Here is a 16,485-nt window from a genome sequence, read left to right on the forward strand (position 1 = left end):
GCTGCTTTCCCCCTACAGTCGCGGGGCTGTGGGGGGACCCCCACCCGGCAGCAGCGTCCCTGGTTCGGCCGGTGCCACCTCCACGGCCTCGGTCTTGGGACTGCGCCGCTCCCACCGGGACACCCACTGGGCGAACCAGGAGAGCAGCATGCACATCCCGATGTAGATCGGTGAGATCACCATCACCACAGGGATGAACGGCAAATCGTAGTCGAGGTTGGACGCGATGAGCTTCCCGGCGTGGAGGAACTCCTCATAGGTGATCAAATAGCCGAGCGAGGTGTCCTTCAGGGCCACCACGAGCTGGCTGATGATGGCGGGCAGCATGGCCCGTGCGGCCTGGGGCACGAGGACGTACGACATGACCTGGGTCTTGCGCATGCCGAGCGCGAACGCGGCCTCCCCCTGGCCGCGTTCGACGGAGTTGACGCCCGAGCGGAAGACCTCGGCGAGCACCGAGCCGTTGTAGAACGTCAGCCCCGCGACCAGCGCGGGCAGCGGCTGCACCTTCAGCGCCACGAAGATGAAGAAGATCATCACCAGCACGGGCATGGCCCGGAAGAACTCGACGACCAGCGTGGAGATCCAGCGCACCGGACGGTGCTCGGAGAGCCGCCCCGTCGCGAGCACGGTGCCCAGCGCCAGCGAGAGCACCGCGGCGATCGCGAAGGCCTTGAGCGTGTTGCCCAGGCCGCGCAGCAGCAGCTCGTGGATGCCCTTGTACTCGAAGGGCATCCACTTCGTGTAGGTGAACTGCTCGGTGTCGAACAGGAGATACAGCATCCAGCCGATCAGGGCGAGGATCAGAACGGTGGACACGATCCCGTACATCCGGTGCCGCTGACGGGTCTTGGGACCCGGGACGTCGTAAAGGGCGGTGGACTCGATGGTGTTGGCGGTCATCGGGGTACTCCCCAGCGCTTTTCGAGGGCGTTGAAGACGGCGCTGATGGTGAGGGTGATGATCAGGTATCCGACGGCGATCCAGAAGAAGGTCCAGACGATGTTGTAACCGAGTTCGCTGAGTGTCTTGTAGGTGCCGAGCAGCTCGTTGACGCTGAACGCCCCGGCGATCGCCGAGTTCTTGGCGAGCGCGATGAGTGTGGAACCGACAGGTGGGATCACCGAGCGGAAGGCCTGCGGCAGGACGACCAGGGACAGCGTCTGATGGAAGTTCATACCGAGACTGCGGGCGGCCTCACCCTGCCCCTTGGGCACGGTGTTGATCCCGGAGCGCAGCGCCTCGCAGATGAAGGCCGAGGTGTAGCAGCCGAGCGCCAGGACCGCGAACACCTTGAAGGGCAGCACGAGCCCGAAGCGCGGCAGGCCGAGCAGCACCGCGAAGAACAGCAGGGTGAGCGGGGTGTTGCGCAGCACGGTCACCCACACCGTGCCGAAGGCCCGCAGGGAGCCGACCGGGGCGACCCGGAACGAGGCCATCACGAAGCCGAGTGCGAGGGCCAAGGCCGAGGCGTAGACGGTGAGTTCGACCGTGCCGAGGAATCCTTCGACGAAGATGGAGAAGTTGTCTGTCAGTACGTTCATGCGGCCGCTCGTCCCTTCAGCTCGCCGGGTAGCGGTCGATCGGGGGCGGGGTGGGCGCCGGCACGCCGGACAGGCCGAGCGTCGCCTCGTACGCCTTCTTCCAGTCGCCGTTCTTCTCGCGGGCCTCCAATGCGTCGTCGAGCGCGAACCGAAGCGCGTTGTCGCTGCGCGGTACACCGATGCCGTACGGCTCCTCGGAGAACGGCTTGCCGACGACCTTGAGTTCGTCGGGCACCTTGGCCGCGTAGCCGATCAGAATCGCGTCGTCGGTGGTGACGGCGTCGACCTGGTAGGTGAGCAGGTTGTCGACGCAGACCGAGTACGTGTCGTACGCGACCAGCGTCGCTTGCGGATAGTCGGTCTTGATGCGCTGGTACGGGGTCGAACCGGCCGCCGAGCAGACGCGTTTGCCGGCGAGGTCCTGGGGTCCGTGGATGTCGTTCTCGTCCTTGCGCACCAGCAGGGACTGACCCGCCATGTAGTAGGGGCCCGCAAAGCCGACCAGCCTCTTGCGAAGGTCGTTGATGGTGTAGGTGCCGACGTAGTAGTCGATCTGGCCGTTCCGCAGGGCGGTTTCGCGGTTGGCGGAGGCGATCGTCTTGAAGCGGATCGTCTTCGGGTCGAAACCGAAGGAGGCCGACATCATCTTGGCGATCTCGATGTCGAAGCCGGAGTAGGTGCCGGTCGCCGGGTCCCTCTCACCCAGGTACGGCTGGTCCTCCTTGGCGCCGACGGTGAGGTAGCCGCGCTTCTTGGCCCGCTTCCAGGTGGGCGACTGCGGGAGCTTAAATCCTTGGTCCACTTGATAGTTGGGCAGTTCTTCGACGGCGGGGCCCTTGACGGGCGGGCTGCCCTCCTTGCCGCAGGCGGCGACGGCGGCCGTGGCGATCAACGCCGTGAACGCCGCGACGGCACGGCACATACGTGTCGTACGGATCATGCGGTGCGCTCCCCCGCTCAGTGCCTGAGAATCTTGGAGAGAAAGTCCTTGGCGCGTTCGCTGCGCGGGTTGGTGAAGAACTCCTCGGGGGTGCGGTCCTCGACGATGCGACCGTCCGACATGAACACCACACGGTTGGCGGCGGAGCGCGCGAAGCCCATTTCGTGGGTGACCACGACCATGGTCATACCGTCGCGCGCGAGTTGCTGCATGACCTCCAGAACCTCGTTGATCATCTCGGGGTCGAGCGCCGAGGTCGGCTCGTCGAAGAGCAGCGCCTTGGGGTTCATGGCGAGGGCGCGGGCGATGGCCACGCGCTGCTGCTGTCCGCCGGAGAGCTGCGCCGGGTATTTCGGGGCCTGCGAGGCGAGGCCCACGCGGTCGAGCAATTCGAGGGAGCGCTTGTCGGCCTGCTCCTTCTTGCGGCCGCGGACCTTGATCTGGGCCAGTGAGACGTTCTGCAGGACCGTCTTGTGCGCGAAGAGGTTGAAGGACTGGAAGACCATGCCGACCTCGGCGCGAAGCTTGGCCAGGGCCTTGCCCTCGGCGGGGAGCGGCTGACCGTCGAGCTCGATCGCCCCCGACTCGATGGTCTCCAGACGATTGATCGTTCTGCACAGTGTCGACTTGCCCGACCCCGACGGGCCGATGATCACGACCACCTCCCCCTTGCCCACGGTGAGGTTGATGTCCTGCAGGACATGCAGCTCCCCGAAGTACTTGTTCACGTCGTGCAGCTCGATCAAAGGATCGACAGCCATGCCCAGCCCTACCCACTCTCAGCTGTGTCGCCGTCGCCGCAAACTATCCAGGCAAGAACGGACTTGGTCCGCGACACGCACTTTTCGGGCATTAGCCGTATTTACGACGATGGGGTCGCTGTCGAACTCATGAACTACCCCTCGGCGACCTCCGCGTAGAGCTGCGAGAGTTCGGGTACACCGCTGGACGCCCACGCATGACCGCCCGCGACCACATCGATCTCGCGACCCGAGGCCAGCCGCACCACGGGCTGGCCGTTGGGCCAGATCTCCCAGGCCGCACCGGGAACCGTACGCACCATCACCGTGCCGAGGTAGAGGCCGGCGTCATTGCCCAGCCAGGGCAGGCTCTCCTCGTCGTCGCGCCAGCGCGGGAGCAGTTGATCCAGGGCCTCCAACGAGGCCACGGAATCGTCGAGTTCGACTCCCGCCTGGTGCGCCTGGGAGCGCAGCAGCTCGCACTCCGAGAGCAGTTCGGCGATGCCCTCGGGATCGCTCTCACCGTCGGAGAACACCGCGACGCCGAAGGCGAGGCCGCGCTTCTTGCGCCAGTTGCCCAGGAAAGGGATGTTCATACACCCAGCGTGTCACCCACTCCGCAGGTCGCACCACAGGCGCGCGGAGTTGCCTGGTCACCGCAGGCCCGGTCAGCACGGGCCGCACCGCCGGAGCGTTCCCCTCCCGCACCGCCCGCCACTGTCGCCCGTACGGGCCGCCACTCCGGTCCGTACGGCGCACCTTGCCAACGGTATTCATCCTCCGTAGAGTTCATCACAGCATGAGTTCAACATTCGTTGACTTACATGTTCCGCCATCCCATGACCAGGAGAGGCAGGGCCCGTGCAGAAGATTCCCTTCCAGGTGAACGAGGGCGGGATCGTCGCTCTGCTGCCGAACGGCCATGTCGAGTTCCTCGCCGCATCCGCCCTGGAGTTGATCGAGCGTCACAACTCCGGGCGGGCGGTGACCGCCGCCGAGTTGATGCACCACGCGCTCGCCGACCCGCTGGTGGCGCTGGACCGGTTCCATCTGCCCGCCCCGGCCATCGCCTTCGTGGAGACCACGAACCTCTGCAACCTGCGCTGTCGGCACTGCTACGCGGACTCCGCGCTCAAGCGGCCCGATGAGATCTCCACGCCCCGAATCAAGCAACTCCTGGACGACTTCGCGGAGATGGGCGTGCTCCAAGTGTTTCTGACGGGCGGTGAGATCTTCTCGCACCGGGACGCGGTCGAAATCATCCAGCACGCCCGCAGCAAACCCTTCAGCACACAGATCTTCACCAACGGGCTGCTGGTCACCGAGGAGAAACTGGCCCGGATCCCGGCAGGGCAGTCGTTCTTCATCAGCTTCGACACCGCCGATCCCGAGCGCACGGTCCGCGGGCGGATGGACTTCCCCAAGCTCCAGCACGCGTTCGAGATGATGCGCAAGCACGGGCATGTGTTCCGCACCGCCATCTCCGTCCATCGCAACAACATCCAGGACGCCGAGGAGATCTTCGAGTGGTGCGCCGAGCGCGGGTATCCCCGACCCCAGTGGCTGGAGACGCACCCGGTGGGCCGGGCCCTGCTCCACCCCGACATGCTCCTGCGCCCCGAGGACGTCGACGAGGTGTTCGAGGTCTACCAACGGTGCATGGACCGGTACTCCACCGAGCCGGACCAGGAGCCTGTCGAGGCGCCCGCCGGTCCCGCCCGGCGCGCCGCCGACGAGATCCGCGGGGTCGACACCATCCAGTTCTGCCAGCGCCTGGAGCGAGCGGTGGGCCAGGAGAAGTGCGGCCGCTCGGTCGTCTACGTCAACAGCCGCGGCGATGTGTACCCGTGCAGCAACTGCATGTCGGGGCAGCTCTACAAGGCCGGCAACACCACCGAGAAGTCATTTGCCGAGATCTGGGAGCACGGCTTCGACGAGTTCCGTGACATCCGCTTCAGCGACCACTCGGTGTGCGGCTCGTGTCCGGTGGCCGCGGAGGACATCTGGTGCCAGTTCCGCTGTCCGCCGCTGGCCAAGAACATCACCGGTGACCCCAAGGGCTGCGGCGCCACCGAGTACCTCCAGGAGTTCACGCTGCGCTCCGGCCGCTACTGGCGCGCCCGCAAACAGCGCAATGTGCGCCTGACCCTGACTCCCCGTCAGTCGGACCCGGCCGACCCGTCAGCCCCCAACCGACTCCCGCTCCCGACGAAGTGAGCGGGTCCCTGTCCCACGGCGGCGCGACCGCTGCCGCCTCCACCGAAGGGAAGGCAACCATGCCCGAAGAGAAGAAGGTCATCCGCATTCACCTGGAGCCGGGGCAGGAGGGCGTGACCCTGAGCGCCGTCGGAGCCGCCTCGGCCACCGCGCCCGCCGAGACGCTGGTGGAGGCCACCAACATCACGGAGGCCACGGTCATCGAGGTCGAGATCTGACCGAACGCCTTTGCCGGCAGGTGACGAAGCGGTGTACCACTTCCCGGCCCGTTGAGGGGCGGGCCGGGAAGGCCCGCCGACGGCAAAGGCTCGCTCGACATCCGTTCTTCCCGATTCAGGAGACGAGGTCGCGATGAGCAAGACGGCTGCTTCGGCCGGCATCACAGCACTGCGCCCCGGCACGGACACCGCGCCGCGCCCCGGTACGGGACTCGCGCGGCTGCTCAGGGAGAACCCCGCGCTGCGGATCGGCCAGGACGAGTACAACATCAACGTGACGGCCAACTACGGGGACCAGCTGTCGATTTCGGACACCGCCGACGCGATGCGGAACCATCCGGGAGCCGGCCGGCCCGCCCATCTCTACTTCCATGTGCCGCTGTGCGCGTACATCTGTCACTTCTGCAACTACGTCAAGCGCAAGGTCGCGAACGGCCCCGAGGGCGAGGCCGCGCCTCGGATCTGGACGGATCTGCTGCTGGACGAGTCCGGCCGGCGGCTCGCCCACGCCCCCTGGCTGGCGCACGCCCCGATCGAGTCCGTCTATCTGGGCGGCGGCACGGCCTCGCTGCTCGGCACGGAGCAATTACGGCGACTGCTCGACCACATACGCGCCCACTACACCCTCGCCGACGACTGCGAGATATCCCTCGAGGGCAACCCGGACAACTTCCAACGGGATGAGCTCGCCGAGGCCTGCGGCATCGGCTTCAACCGCTTCAGCGTCGGTGTGCAGTCCCTGCAGAGCGAGGTCAACGCGTTCGCGGGTCGCGGCCACGACGCGGACATGTCGCTGCGGGCCATCGAGAAACTGCGGGCCACCGGGAAACCGTTCAACGTCGACATGATGTTCGGGCTGCCGCACCAGACGACCGGCAAGGTCGCCGACGACATCCGGCGCCTGATCGACCTCGACGTCCCCACCATCACCATCTACCGACTGCGCAACGCCGACCGGGCCAAGATGGGCATCGGCAACCGGGCGCTGTGGAACGTCGAGAGCGTCAAGACCCGGCTGCGCGAGGAGCACCTTTTCCCCTCGCTCGGCGAGACCTACGCGATGCGCGAGGCCATCGTGGAACTGCTGCTCGACGGCGGCTACCACCCGAGCCCGTGCGGCTGGTGGAACCGGCCCGGCGTCTACCCCGAGGGCAACATCCCCCGGGTCTCCCGGAACAAGTGGCAGCGGCACGATTCGATGATCGCGTACGGCCCCGGCGCGTACGGCTGGCTGACCGGCGGCGGGGACACCGTGGTGCAGACCCACAACATCGCCGACATCTCCGGGTACGCACGCCGCCTCAAGGAAGGCCCGGGGCTGCCGCTCGCCTCCGGACGGCGACTCACGGGCTATCAGGCGATCGGGATGGTGCTCGGCTTCGCGTTCAAGGCGAACCAGCCCATCGACGCGGGCCGATTCCGGCGACGGTTCGGCATCGAGCTCTTTCGTGACGAGCCGTTCGCGGGGGTCTTCGCCGAACTCATGGACCGGGGACTCGTCCAGCCGGTGCCCGGCACCCCGGAGAGCGTCGCCCCCACCCTGGACGGCGAGGCGCTCCACGAGGAGATCATCAGCGTCTACTTCCACCAGCGCATCGGCGGCTTCGCCGAGGCCGTCTGCCACAGGTGATCCGATGAACGTGCATCAGCGCACCCAGTGGCGCAAGGACCCGGACGGCGCGCGGTACCGGATGCGCCGGTCCTTCCCGGCAGAACCGGCGAACGCCACCGTGCTGCTCGCCGCGCCCGGCACGGTCTCCATCCTGGACGGGCAGGGTCGCGACGACCGCCTCCTCGACGAACTGACCGGGCGGCTCGTGGCCGGGGGCGCACAAGTGCTCTCGTGCGACATGCCCGGCTACGATCCGAACGCGCCTTCCACGGCGGACGATCAAGGCGAGCGGGCCGCACGACTCTCCCAGCTCATGGACGCACACGCGCACTTGCTCGTCCCACCGCTCGTCCTGCTGGGGTTCTCGCTGGGCGGGCAGGCCCTGCTGCGCCTGCTGCGCTCCGGTGAGCCCCGACAGGCGGACCGGGTGGTCCTGGTCGGCACAGTGGTCGAGGAGGACGTCTTCATCAACTCCCTCGTCTCCTCGATCGATCTGGTCTACGGCAGCCTCGACCTCGTCGGATACGTGACCGACTCGGACGACGAGAGTCTGCCGCCCGCCGTGTTCGCGCCGGACATGTACGGCCAGTGGTCGGCGAGCCGGCTGGTCGGCCGGCGCTCCTTCGAGGTCCGCGTGCATCTGCTCGAAGGGCTCGGACACACCCTCCACCCGTGCGGCCCCGGTCCCTCCAGGGACCCGCTCCCGGCGCTCACCTCCCTGATGAGCACCGCTCGATGACGGATCGTCAGTAAGCCAGAAGAGGAAGAAGGCGGCGCAGGACATGCTCTCCAGCCAGCGATTCGACAAGATCGCCGAAAACTTCGCGACCAGTGAGGTGCACCGGTCGAGCCCCACGATGGAGGCGCTGCACGAGACGCTCGGTCCGCAGACGGGCCGCGAGATCTGCGATGTCGCCTGCGGCGCGGGGCATCTGGCGCTGTCGTTCGCCGACGAACTCCCGGCCCGTCTGGTCGCCGTGGATCCCGCGCCCAACATGCTGGCGTCCGTCCGCAAGCTCGCCGCCGAACGTGGCGCCACCGTCGAAACGACGCAGGCGTACGCCGAGGAACTCCCCTTCCCCGACGCCTCCTTCGATCTCGTGGTGTCCCGTCTGGCCCCGCACCACTTCCGTGACATGGCGAAGGCGGTGGGCGAGATGGCCCGGCTGCTGCGCCCCGGCGGACGGCTCGCCGTCATCGACCTGGAGGGGCACGAGGACCCCGACATCGACGCGCTGAACCACGAGTTGGAGATGCTGCACGATCCGACGCACCAGCGCAGCTACACCCTCACGGAATGGATCGGCTTCCTTCAGGGCGCCGGGCTCAACGTCCCGGTGGCCAGGGGCTCGCAGTCCGAGAGCCGTACCGGGGTACCCGTCAAGCGCTGGTGCGAGATCGCCTCGTCCGGCGCCGAGGCGGAGCGGGCGATCCGGGCACGGCTCGCCGAGGCGCCCGCGCGGTACCGGGACGCACTCGGGATCCGTCAGGACGGCGACGAGTTCTTCATCCCCGTGCGCACCTGCATGGTGATCGGCGTCAAACCGCTCGGCGGGGTCCGCTGACATGCCGGTGATCAGGCTCTTCTCGCCCGCCCCCAGCCCCGGAGCGGCCGTGCTCGGTGAGTTGGCCGATTCCGTGACCGCGCTGCTCGGAATTCCACGCGGCCACTGCTGGCTCTGGTGGCAGACACTCGGACCCGACAGCTTCCACCGGCCCGAGTGGCGCGCGGGCGAGGCGGCCCCGGCCCCGGTCGGCTTCGTCGTGTGCAAGGAGAGCTACAGCAAGTCCCAGGTGCGACAGCTGCTGCGGCTGCTCCAGGACCGTCTCGGTGATCTTCTCGACGTACCCCGCGATGAGGTCTATCTGACGGTGCAGCGCGCCGTCGCAGGTGAGTTGCTCGTACGGGATCAGCTGTGGTCTCTGGACGGAGATGCCGCAGGGACGGCCCTGGCCGGCGCAGACGGAGGGACTGACATGACCGGTGACGCGATCACGGACCTGGTGCCGATCGCCCATGTGCACAACGAGCGGCGTGAACTCATCGACGACAACTGGGGCGAGGTGGCCTCCGTCATCCGGCTGGACGCCGAGCGGTTCACCACGGACGCGCTGCTCTCCCTCGACTCCTTCTCCCACCTCGAAGTCGTCTTCCACTTCCACCGGGTGCCCCTGGACAAAGTGCAGGAAGGCGCCCGCCATCCGCGCAACAACCCGGAATGGCCGCTCGCCGGCATCTTCGCCCAGCGCGGCAAGAACCGGCCCAACCGCATCGGGGTCTCCCGCTGCCGGCTGGTCAAGACGGACGGCCTCGATCTGCATGTCGTCGGGCTGGACGCCGTCGACGGCACCCCCGTGCTCGACATCAAGCCGTATCTGCGGCAGTTCGGACCGCGTGAGGAGGTCGTCCAGCCGGAGTGGGTGGACGACCTGATGCGCACCTACTACTGAACTCCTACCGAGTGAGGGCGACATGACACAGGCAGCGGAACGGGCGCGGCGCGGGCCGCTGTCCGATGCGGCGGCCGCTCTGCTCGTCGCGGTGTTCATCGACGCCCTCGGCAGCGGTCTGTACATGTCCGTGTCGGTCGTCTTCTTCACCCGGTATCTGCATCTCAGCGGCGCCGAGGTGGGCATCGGGCTCTCCGTCGCGGGTGCGGTGTCCTTCCTGTCCCTGGTGCCGATCGGTGTCCTGGCGGACCGGGTCGGCCCGCGGCGCACGCTGATCGGCGCCCATCTGGTGCGGGCCGCGCTGCTCACCTGCTACCCGTTCGTGTCGGGCTTCGCGCCGTTCCTCCTCGTGGTGTCCTTGCTGGCGGTGGCCGACCGCGCGGCCTCCCCACTGGTCCAGGGGCTGTTCGGTACGGCGGTCGGCAAGGAGCAGCGGGTCCGGGCCATGGGGCGCGCGCGGTCGCTGCAGAACCTCGGGCTCGCGCTGGGCGGCCTCGTGGCCGGTGCGGCGCTGGTCCCGGACAGCCATGGCGTGTACGTGGGCATCGTGTACGCCAACTCGCTCTCGTTCGTGCTGGCCGCGGCTCTGGTGGCGCGACTGCGGACGGCGGCGGACACCGCGCCGGGCGGCGGGCGGCCGCTGCCCTGGAAGCAGCGGATCAGTGTCTTCCGGGACCGGCGGTTCGCCCTGCTCACCGGCCTGAACTCGGTGGTGAGCCTGCATGTCACCGTCCTGACGGCCGGTGTCCCGCTGTGGGTGCTGGCCCATGACCGAATGCCACGGGCGGCCATCGCCTGGACCCTGGTGCTGAACACGGTCGTCGTGGTGATCTGCCAGGTCCGGGCCACCCGCGGTATCGAGACCGCCGAGGACGGTGGGCGCGCGCTGCGGCGCAGTGGTCTGCTGCTCGCCGTGTGCTGCTGCGGGCTCGCGGTCACCGGGGCGGTGCCCACGGGCGCCGCCGTGGCGTTGCTGCTGGGCGCCGTCGCGTTCCAGGCGTTCGCCGAGATGTATCAGCAGGCCGGGGCCTGGGCGATCTCGTACGACCTGACGCCGGAGGACCGGCGGCAGGTGTATCTGGCCTTCTTCGGCCTGGGGAACGCGGCGCGCAATACCTACGGGCCGCTGGTCATCGCCTTCCTCGTGGTGCAACGGGGCGCGGTGGGCTGGCTGTTGCTCGGGACGCTGGTGCTGGGTGCCGGCGCGTGGGCGGCCCGGTTCAGTCGGTCGCTCGCCACACCCGCTCCCCTGTCGTCGTCACCCGTGCCCCACGTCCAAGGAGGAATCCGTGGCCATCGCTCCTGAACAGTCCGTGATCGTCGTCGGGGCCGGGCCCACCGGTCTCGCCCTGGCCTGTGAACTCGCCGCCGGGGGTGTGTCCTGCACGGTCCTCGAACGCCGTCTCGTGCCGTCCACGCAGTCCCGGGCCATGGGCCTCTACAGCAGGACCATGGAGGTGCTCGATCTGCGCGGTCACGCCTACGGGCTGGTGGCCCTGGGCCGGCCGGTCAGCCGGATGGTGCCCGCCCGCGGGGCCCGCGTCGACTTCGCCGAACTCGACACCCGGTTCCCCTATCTCAACGTCATCCCGCAGAGCCGCACCGAGGAGGTGCTGCAGCAGCGGGCCCTCGACCTCGGGGTCACCATCGAGCGCGACGCCGAGGTGTACGGGCTCGCACAGGACGGCTCGGGCGTCACACTCCAGGTGCGGTCGGGCAGCGGGGAGTGGGAGGAGAGCGCCGATTTCGTCGTCGGCTGCGACGGCGCCCACAGCGTCGTACGAGAACTCGCCGGGATCGCGTTCCGCGGTCGTACGTACGGGATCGCGCCGATCCTCGCCGATGTGCGGCTGCGCAAGCCGCCGCCGGACGATGTGCTGATCCTTTCCGGCGGGGGCGGCGTCATGGTGTCGGTGCCGTACGGCGACGGGCTGTACCGGATCGCGGTGGCGCGCCGGGACCGGCCGTGGACACGGGAACCCGTGACGCTGGAGGAACTGGGCGAGGTGCTCACGCGGGCGCTGGGGTTCGATCCCGGGCCGCACGATCCCGAGTGGCTGGCCCGGTTCAAGATCCATCAGCGGATCGCCGACCAGTACCGGCTCGGGCGGGTGCTGCTGGCCGGGGACGCGGCGCATCTGCACTCGCCGCTCGGCGGACAGGGGCTCAACCTCGGCATCCAGGACGCCGTGAATCTCGGGTGGAAGCTCGCCGCTCAGGTGCAGGGGTGGGCGCCGGTCGGGCTGCTCGACTCGTACGAGGCGGAGCGGCGGCCACAGGCGGAGCGGATTCTGCGGGCCACGGACCGGGCCACACGGGTGGCCACCACCGCGTCGCCGACGGTGACCGCGTTGCGTCGTACCGCGATGGCTAAGGCGCTCTCGTATCGGCGGATCCGCAAGGTCGCCGGGGAGTCGATCTCGGGGCTGCGGAACGGGTACGCGGCGGGGCGTGGGGCGCGGGTGCCCGGTGGTGGCCTGCGCGGTCTTCCGGTACGGGCGGGGCAGCGGGTGTCGGATCTGACGGTGCCTCGGGTCGGGGCGGCGCCGGTGCGGCTGTACTCGCTCATGCGGGACGGGCGGTTCGTACTGCTCGATCTCGGGGAGGACGGCGGCTGCGCGGCGGTCACCGAGGCCTGGGGGTCGCGGGTGAGTCCGGTGCGGGTGGGTGCCACGATGCCCGAACTGCCCGGCGTGGGCGCGTTGTTGGTGCGACCCGATGGTTACGCGGCCTGGGTCGATGGCGACCAGGACCCGGGCGGGCGGGAGGAGCGGATGCGGCTGGCGCTGCATCAGTGGTGCGGGGTGGAGGGGCCGGCTCCGCAGCCGGCCCCCGAGGTGACGGGCGGTGTGGTGAGCGTGGCGCCGGAGCCGGCCGCCTCGCAGGAGCCCGCCTCTGTTGACCAGGCCTGATGCGCCTGCCGGTCGGTGGTGGGTCGGGGCCGTGCCGGTACCTCCACCCGTCGCGAGTCGATCAGACGTCGGGTTCGTGGGAGGCGCTTCCAGATCCGGACGTGAGCGACGCGCGCGCGACGTACCGGCAGGGCCCTCCCTTGCGTTCGCGGGTGCGGGTGGTGGGGCGTGACTGACTAGGAGGGCGTTGTGGAGCAGCGCGTGACGTCTCGGTCGTTGCGTACGCGTGAGGCGATTCTGTATGCCGCGCGCGTGCACTTTGCCGCGGACGGGTATCAGCGGGCGACCATACGGGCCATCGCCTCTACCGCGGCCATAGACCCCTCGATGGTCATGCGGTATTTCGGGAACAAGGAGCGGCTGTTCGAGGCCGCGCTCGATGTCGAGCTGAGGCTTCCCGATCTGACGGGGACGCCGGTGGAGCGGCTGCCGCATGCTCTCATCTCGCATTTCCTCGCGCCGTGGGAGCAGGATGCGGCCGAGGGGTCGCTGCGGCTGCTGCTGCGGTCGGCCGCGACCAACGAGCGGGCCGCGGAGCGGCTGCGCGGCGTGCTGCACGAGCAGCTGACGAGCAGTCTGAAGGGGGTGCTGGGCGCCGAACGCGCTGCTGCGGGAAGTGGGCTGGTCGCCGCCCAGTTGTTGGGAGTGGCGTTCGCCCGGTATCTGCTGCGGCTGCAGCCGATCGCCGAGTTGTCCGTGCAGGGCCTGGCCGATCTTGTCGCCCCTTCGATGAGGGCTGCGCTGGCCGATCTTTGACCGACATAGGGAGGGGGCCCGTTGCCGCTTTTCGGCAACGGGCCCCCTCCCTATGTCAGTTACGCCAGCTCAAGGGGGAGCGGTAGCGGGTGGTGGGCAGGGGACGTTCCCAGAGGGGTACTACCGTCGCCGGTTTCGATTCCTCGGTGGCCGCTGCGGCTCGGGCCAGGAGGACCGCGGTCAGGGCCGCCAGTTCCTCGGCGGGGATCTCGCCGCCCTTGACGACGCGGACCAACGGCGGTGCTGCTTCGGTGGCTGTGGGCATGGTGATCCTTCAGGTCTATTGAGGCGGGTTGCCGTGTTTGCGGGCCGCCAGGTCGGCGTGCTTCGTTCGCAGCATCCGCAGGGATTCGATGAGGACTCGGCGGGTGTCCACCGGATCGATGACGTCGTCGAGCAGGCCGCGTTCGGCGGCGTAGTACGGGTGCATCAGCTCGGCCTGGTACTCCTTGACGAGCTGGCGGCGGGTGGCCTCGGGGTCGTCGGCCGACTGGATGCGGCGACGGAAGATCACGTTGGCGGCACCCTCGGCGCCCATGACCGCGATCTCGTTGGAGGGCCAGGCGTACGAGAGGTCGGCGCCCACGGAGCGGGAGTCCATGACGATGTACGCGCCGCCGTAGGCCTTGCGCAGGATCAGGGAGATCCGGGGGACGGTCGCGTTGCAGTAGGCGTAGAGGAGTTTCGCGCCGCGGCGGATGATGCCGTTGTGCTCCTGATCGACGCCGGGCAGGAAGCCGGGCACGTCGACCAGGGTGACCAACGGGATGTTGAACGCGTCGCACATCTGCACGAAGCGGGCCGCCTTCTCGCTGGCGTCGATGTCGAGGACGCCGGCCAGGACCAGGGGCTGGTTGGCCACGATGCCGACCACCTGGCCGCCGAGCCGGGCCAGCGCGACGATCACGTTGGCCGCCCAGCGTTCGTGGATCTCCAGGTATTCGTTGTCGTCGACGATTTCCTCGATGACCCGTCGCATGTCGTACGGGCGGTGACCGCCGGCGGGAACGAGGTCGAGGAGCGGGTCGCAGGGGCGGTCCGGGGGGTCCTCGGGGAGCTCGGCGGGGGCGGTCTCGCGGTTGTTCTGCGGGAGGAGCGAGAGGAGGTAGCGGACCTCTTCGAGGCAGGTTTCCTCGTCGTCGTAGGCGAAGTGCGCCACGCCCGACACCTCGGCGTGTACGTCCGCACCGCCCAGGCCGCCCAGGGTCACTTTCTCCCCGGTGACCGTCTGGACCACGTCGGGGCCGGTGATGAACATCTGCGAGGTCTCGCGGACCATGAACACGAAGTCCGTCAGGGCGGGGCTGTAGGCCGCGCCGCCCGCGCACGGGCCGAGCATCACGCTGATCTGCGGGATCACTCCGGAGGCGCGGGCGTTGCGGCGGAAGATCCCACCGTAGCCGGAGAGCGCGGTGACGCCCTCCTGGATCCGGGCGCCCGCACCGTCGTTGAGCGAGACGAGCGGGGCACCGGCGGCGATCGCGCGGTCCATGATGCGGTGGATCTTCTCCGCGTGTGCCTCGCCGAGGGCGCCCCCGAAGATGCGGAAGTCATGCGCGTAGACGAAGACGGTACGGCCGTGGACCGTGCCCCAGCCGGTGATCACGCCGTCCGTGTGCGGCCTGCGGTCTTCGAGGCCGAATCCCGTGGCGCGGTGGCGGCGCAGGGGCTCCACCTCGTTGAAGGAGCCTTCGTCGAGGAGGAGTTCGATGCGTTCGCGGGCCGTGAGTTTGCCCTTGGCGTGCTGGGATGCCGTCGCCTTCTCGCCCGGTCCCTGGCGGACCTGCTCGCGGAGCCCGTGCAGTTGGGCGACCCGTGCCCTGATGTCGGGGGCGGCCGCGTCGTCGGCGGTCACGGCGCCAGCGGGCCGACGCGGTCGCCGGCCGTGAGGAGGTGCGGGACCGCGGGGTGCGCGCCGAGTGCGCCGACGCCCTCGTGGGCGTCCATCGACCAGTTCAGCAGCGCGATGCCGAGGCTCATCCCGCCGCCGAACGCGGCGAGTACGACCAGGTCGCCGGGTGCGGCCGCGCGCCTGCGGTTCATCTCGGCGAGGGTGATCGGGACCGAGGCGGCGCCTGTGTTGGCGTAGCGCTCCAGGGTGAGGTGGAGGGCGGCGCGGTGCAGGCCGAGGTCGGGCCAGAGTTCGGCGAGCATGATGCCGTTGGCCTGGTGCGGGACGAAGTGCTGTACGGCGTCTGCCGTGACGGCGGCCCGGCGCAGCAGCCGGTCGATCTCGTACGGGAGGCTACGCGTGACGAAGTCGCGTACGCCACGGCCGTCCATGCGGAAGTAGTGGTCGCCGTCGGCCAATGTCTGCGGCGAGGCCGGGCGGCGGCTGCCTCCCGCGGTGACCTCGATCAGGCGGTGGGCGTCACCCCTGGAGACCAGGGAGATCTCGCGCAGGCCGAGGCCCGGGGCGACCGGGCCGAGGACCGTCGCCCCGGCGCCGTCCCCGAAGAGGGCGGCCGTACGGCGGTCGCTGTAGTCGAGGATGCGGGAGTAGATGTCGGCGCCGATGACGAGGCCGTGCCGGGGTTCGCCGGGGGCCGCGCCGCTCAGCAGCTTCTGCACCGTCTTGAGGGCGTACACGAAGCCGCTGCACACCGCGTTGACGTCGAAGGCCGCGGCGTGGCGGGCTCCGATGCGGTGCTGGACGAGGGCGGCCGTGGCCGGTTGCGGATGATCGGGGGTGGACGTGGCGACGACCACGTATGCGAGTTGATCGGCCGTCAGACCGGCGCTGTGAAGAGCACGTTGGGCCGCCGAGACGGCGAGGTCCGAGGTGGCTTCGTGCGGGGCGGCGCGGCGCCGCTCACGGATTCCGGTCTTGCGGACGATCCACTCGTCGGTCACGCCGGCGCCGTGCCCGATCTCCGCGTTGCTGATGATGGCCTCGGGCAGGTAGGAGCCCACTCCGATGATGCCGATGGACTGCACGATTCCTCCTCGGGCAGCGGCGAGCCACGACTTAACTCACCAGGCGTTGAAATCATCGCAGAGCGGCTTGACAAATTCAACACCGAAAGAGTTCACTAAAGTATGAATTAATCGAGCGGCAGTGCGGCGCCGCACCCGTCGCACACCGGTCAACATGC

Annotated in this window: 17 protein-coding genes; 9 read left to right on the forward strand and 8 right to left on the reverse strand. The window is 68.9% G+C overall.

What is annotated here, in order from left to right; translation table 11 throughout:
* Positions 1-12: 12 nt before the first annotated feature.
* From ACIBK0_RS14055 to ACIBK0_RS14075, 5 genes are all read right to left on the reverse strand, one after another.
* Positions 13-903: an amino acid ABC transporter permease gene (locus ACIBK0_RS14055; RefSeq protein ID WP_399079178.1), complete on the reverse strand. Its 891-nt coding sequence runs from the start codon at positions 901-903 to the stop codon at positions 13-15.
* A complete protein-coding gene (locus ACIBK0_RS14060; protein WP_399079180.1) occupies positions 900-1,544 on the reverse strand; it encodes an amino acid ABC transporter permease in 645 nt (214 codons plus the stop codon). Before ACIBK0_RS14060 ends, ACIBK0_RS14055 begins: the two co-directional genes overlap by 4 nt.
* Before the next feature lie 16 nt (positions 1,545-1,560).
* Positions 1,561-2,466, reverse strand: coding sequence for a glutamate ABC transporter substrate-binding protein (locus ACIBK0_RS14065; protein ID WP_399079290.1), 906 nt, complete (start codon positions 2,464-2,466; stop codon positions 1,561-1,563).
* A gap of 35 nt (positions 2,467-2,501) precedes the next feature.
* Complete coding sequence (locus ACIBK0_RS14070) at positions 2,502-3,245, reverse strand: amino acid ABC transporter ATP-binding protein (RefSeq protein ID WP_399079182.1); 744 nt, start codon at positions 3,243-3,245, stop codon at positions 2,502-2,504.
* A gap of 134 nt (positions 3,246-3,379) precedes the next feature.
* Positions 3,380-3,820 carry a DUF6278 family protein gene (locus tag ACIBK0_RS14075; RefSeq protein WP_399079184.1) on the reverse strand — a complete coding sequence of 147 codons (441 nt, stop codon included), beginning with the start codon at positions 3,818-3,820 and terminating at the stop codon, positions 3,380-3,382.
* Between the two features lie 265 nt (positions 3,821-4,085).
* On the opposite strand from ACIBK0_RS14075, the gene ACIBK0_RS14080 reads away from it, so the two are divergent.
* From ACIBK0_RS14080 to ACIBK0_RS14120, 9 genes are all read left to right on the forward strand, one after another.
* On the forward strand, positions 4,086-5,441 hold the full coding sequence (locus ACIBK0_RS14080; RefSeq protein WP_399079187.1) for a radical SAM/SPASM domain-containing protein: 1,356 nt from the start codon (positions 4,086-4,088) through the stop codon (positions 5,439-5,441).
* 59 nt (positions 5,442-5,500) lie between these two features.
* Positions 5,501-5,659, forward strand: coding sequence for a hypothetical protein (locus ACIBK0_RS14085; protein WP_189192006.1), 159 nt, complete (start codon positions 5,501-5,503; stop codon positions 5,657-5,659).
* Positions 5,660-5,792: 133 nt separating this feature from the next.
* The gene (locus ACIBK0_RS14090) at positions 5,793-7,289 is read left to right on the forward strand and encodes a coproporphyrinogen-III oxidase family protein (protein WP_399079189.1); all 1,497 of its coding nucleotides are present in this window, start codon (positions 5,793-5,795) and stop codon (positions 7,287-7,289) included.
* A gap of 4 nt (positions 7,290-7,293) precedes the next feature.
* Positions 7,294-8,010 (forward strand): hypothetical protein, encoded by a 717-nt coding sequence (locus ACIBK0_RS14095; protein ID WP_399079191.1) that lies wholly within the window; start codon positions 7,294-7,296, stop codon positions 8,008-8,010.
* Between the two features lie 43 nt (positions 8,011-8,053).
* Positions 8,054-8,836: a class I SAM-dependent methyltransferase gene (locus ACIBK0_RS14100; RefSeq protein ID WP_399079193.1), complete on the forward strand. Its 783-nt coding sequence runs from the start codon at positions 8,054-8,056 to the stop codon at positions 8,834-8,836.
* 1 nt (position 8,837) lies between these two features.
* Positions 8,838-9,722, forward strand: coding sequence for an SAM-dependent methyltransferase (locus tag ACIBK0_RS14105; protein WP_399079195.1), 885 nt, complete (start codon positions 8,838-8,840; stop codon positions 9,720-9,722).
* A gap of 22 nt (positions 9,723-9,744) precedes the next feature.
* A complete protein-coding gene (locus ACIBK0_RS14110; RefSeq protein WP_399079198.1) occupies positions 9,745-11,028 on the forward strand; it encodes an MFS transporter in 1,284 nt (427 codons plus the stop codon).
* Positions 11,012-12,634, forward strand: a complete 1,623-nt coding sequence (locus ACIBK0_RS14115) for an FAD-dependent oxidoreductase (RefSeq protein ID WP_399079200.1) — start codon at positions 11,012-11,014, stop codon at positions 12,632-12,634. Before ACIBK0_RS14110 ends, ACIBK0_RS14115 begins: the two co-directional genes overlap by 17 nt.
* A 201-nt stretch (positions 12,635-12,835) precedes the next feature.
* On the forward strand, positions 12,836-13,390 hold the full coding sequence (locus ACIBK0_RS14120; RefSeq protein ID WP_399079202.1) for a TetR family transcriptional regulator: 555 nt from the start codon (positions 12,836-12,838) through the stop codon (positions 13,388-13,390).
* Positions 13,391-13,445: 55 nt separating this feature from the next.
* Here ACIBK0_RS14120 and ACIBK0_RS14125 read toward each other — a convergent pair whose 3' ends face one another.
* Genes ACIBK0_RS14125 through ACIBK0_RS14135 form a run of 3 tightly spaced genes read right to left on the reverse strand, consistent with a single transcriptional unit; the run spans position 13,446 to position 16,327 of the window.
* Complete coding sequence (locus tag ACIBK0_RS14125; RefSeq protein WP_399079204.1) at positions 13,446-13,655, reverse strand: acyl-CoA carboxylase epsilon subunit; 210 nt, start codon at positions 13,653-13,655, stop codon at positions 13,446-13,448.
* Between the two features lie 15 nt (positions 13,656-13,670).
* Positions 13,671-15,245, reverse strand: a complete 1,575-nt coding sequence (locus ACIBK0_RS14130; RefSeq protein WP_399079206.1) for an acyl-CoA carboxylase subunit beta — start codon at positions 15,243-15,245, stop codon at positions 13,671-13,673.
* Positions 15,242-16,327, reverse strand: coding sequence for a 3-oxoacyl-ACP synthase III family protein (locus tag ACIBK0_RS14135; RefSeq protein ID WP_399079208.1), 1,086 nt, complete (start codon positions 16,325-16,327; stop codon positions 15,242-15,244). Before ACIBK0_RS14135 ends, ACIBK0_RS14130 begins: the two co-directional genes overlap by 4 nt.
* Between the last annotated feature and the right edge of the window lie 158 nt (positions 16,328-16,485).

This window comes from Streptomyces sp. NPDC050564 (assembly GCF_044457265.1).
Taxonomy (GTDB): Bacteria; Actinomycetota; Actinomycetes; order Streptomycetales; family Streptomycetaceae; genus Streptomyces.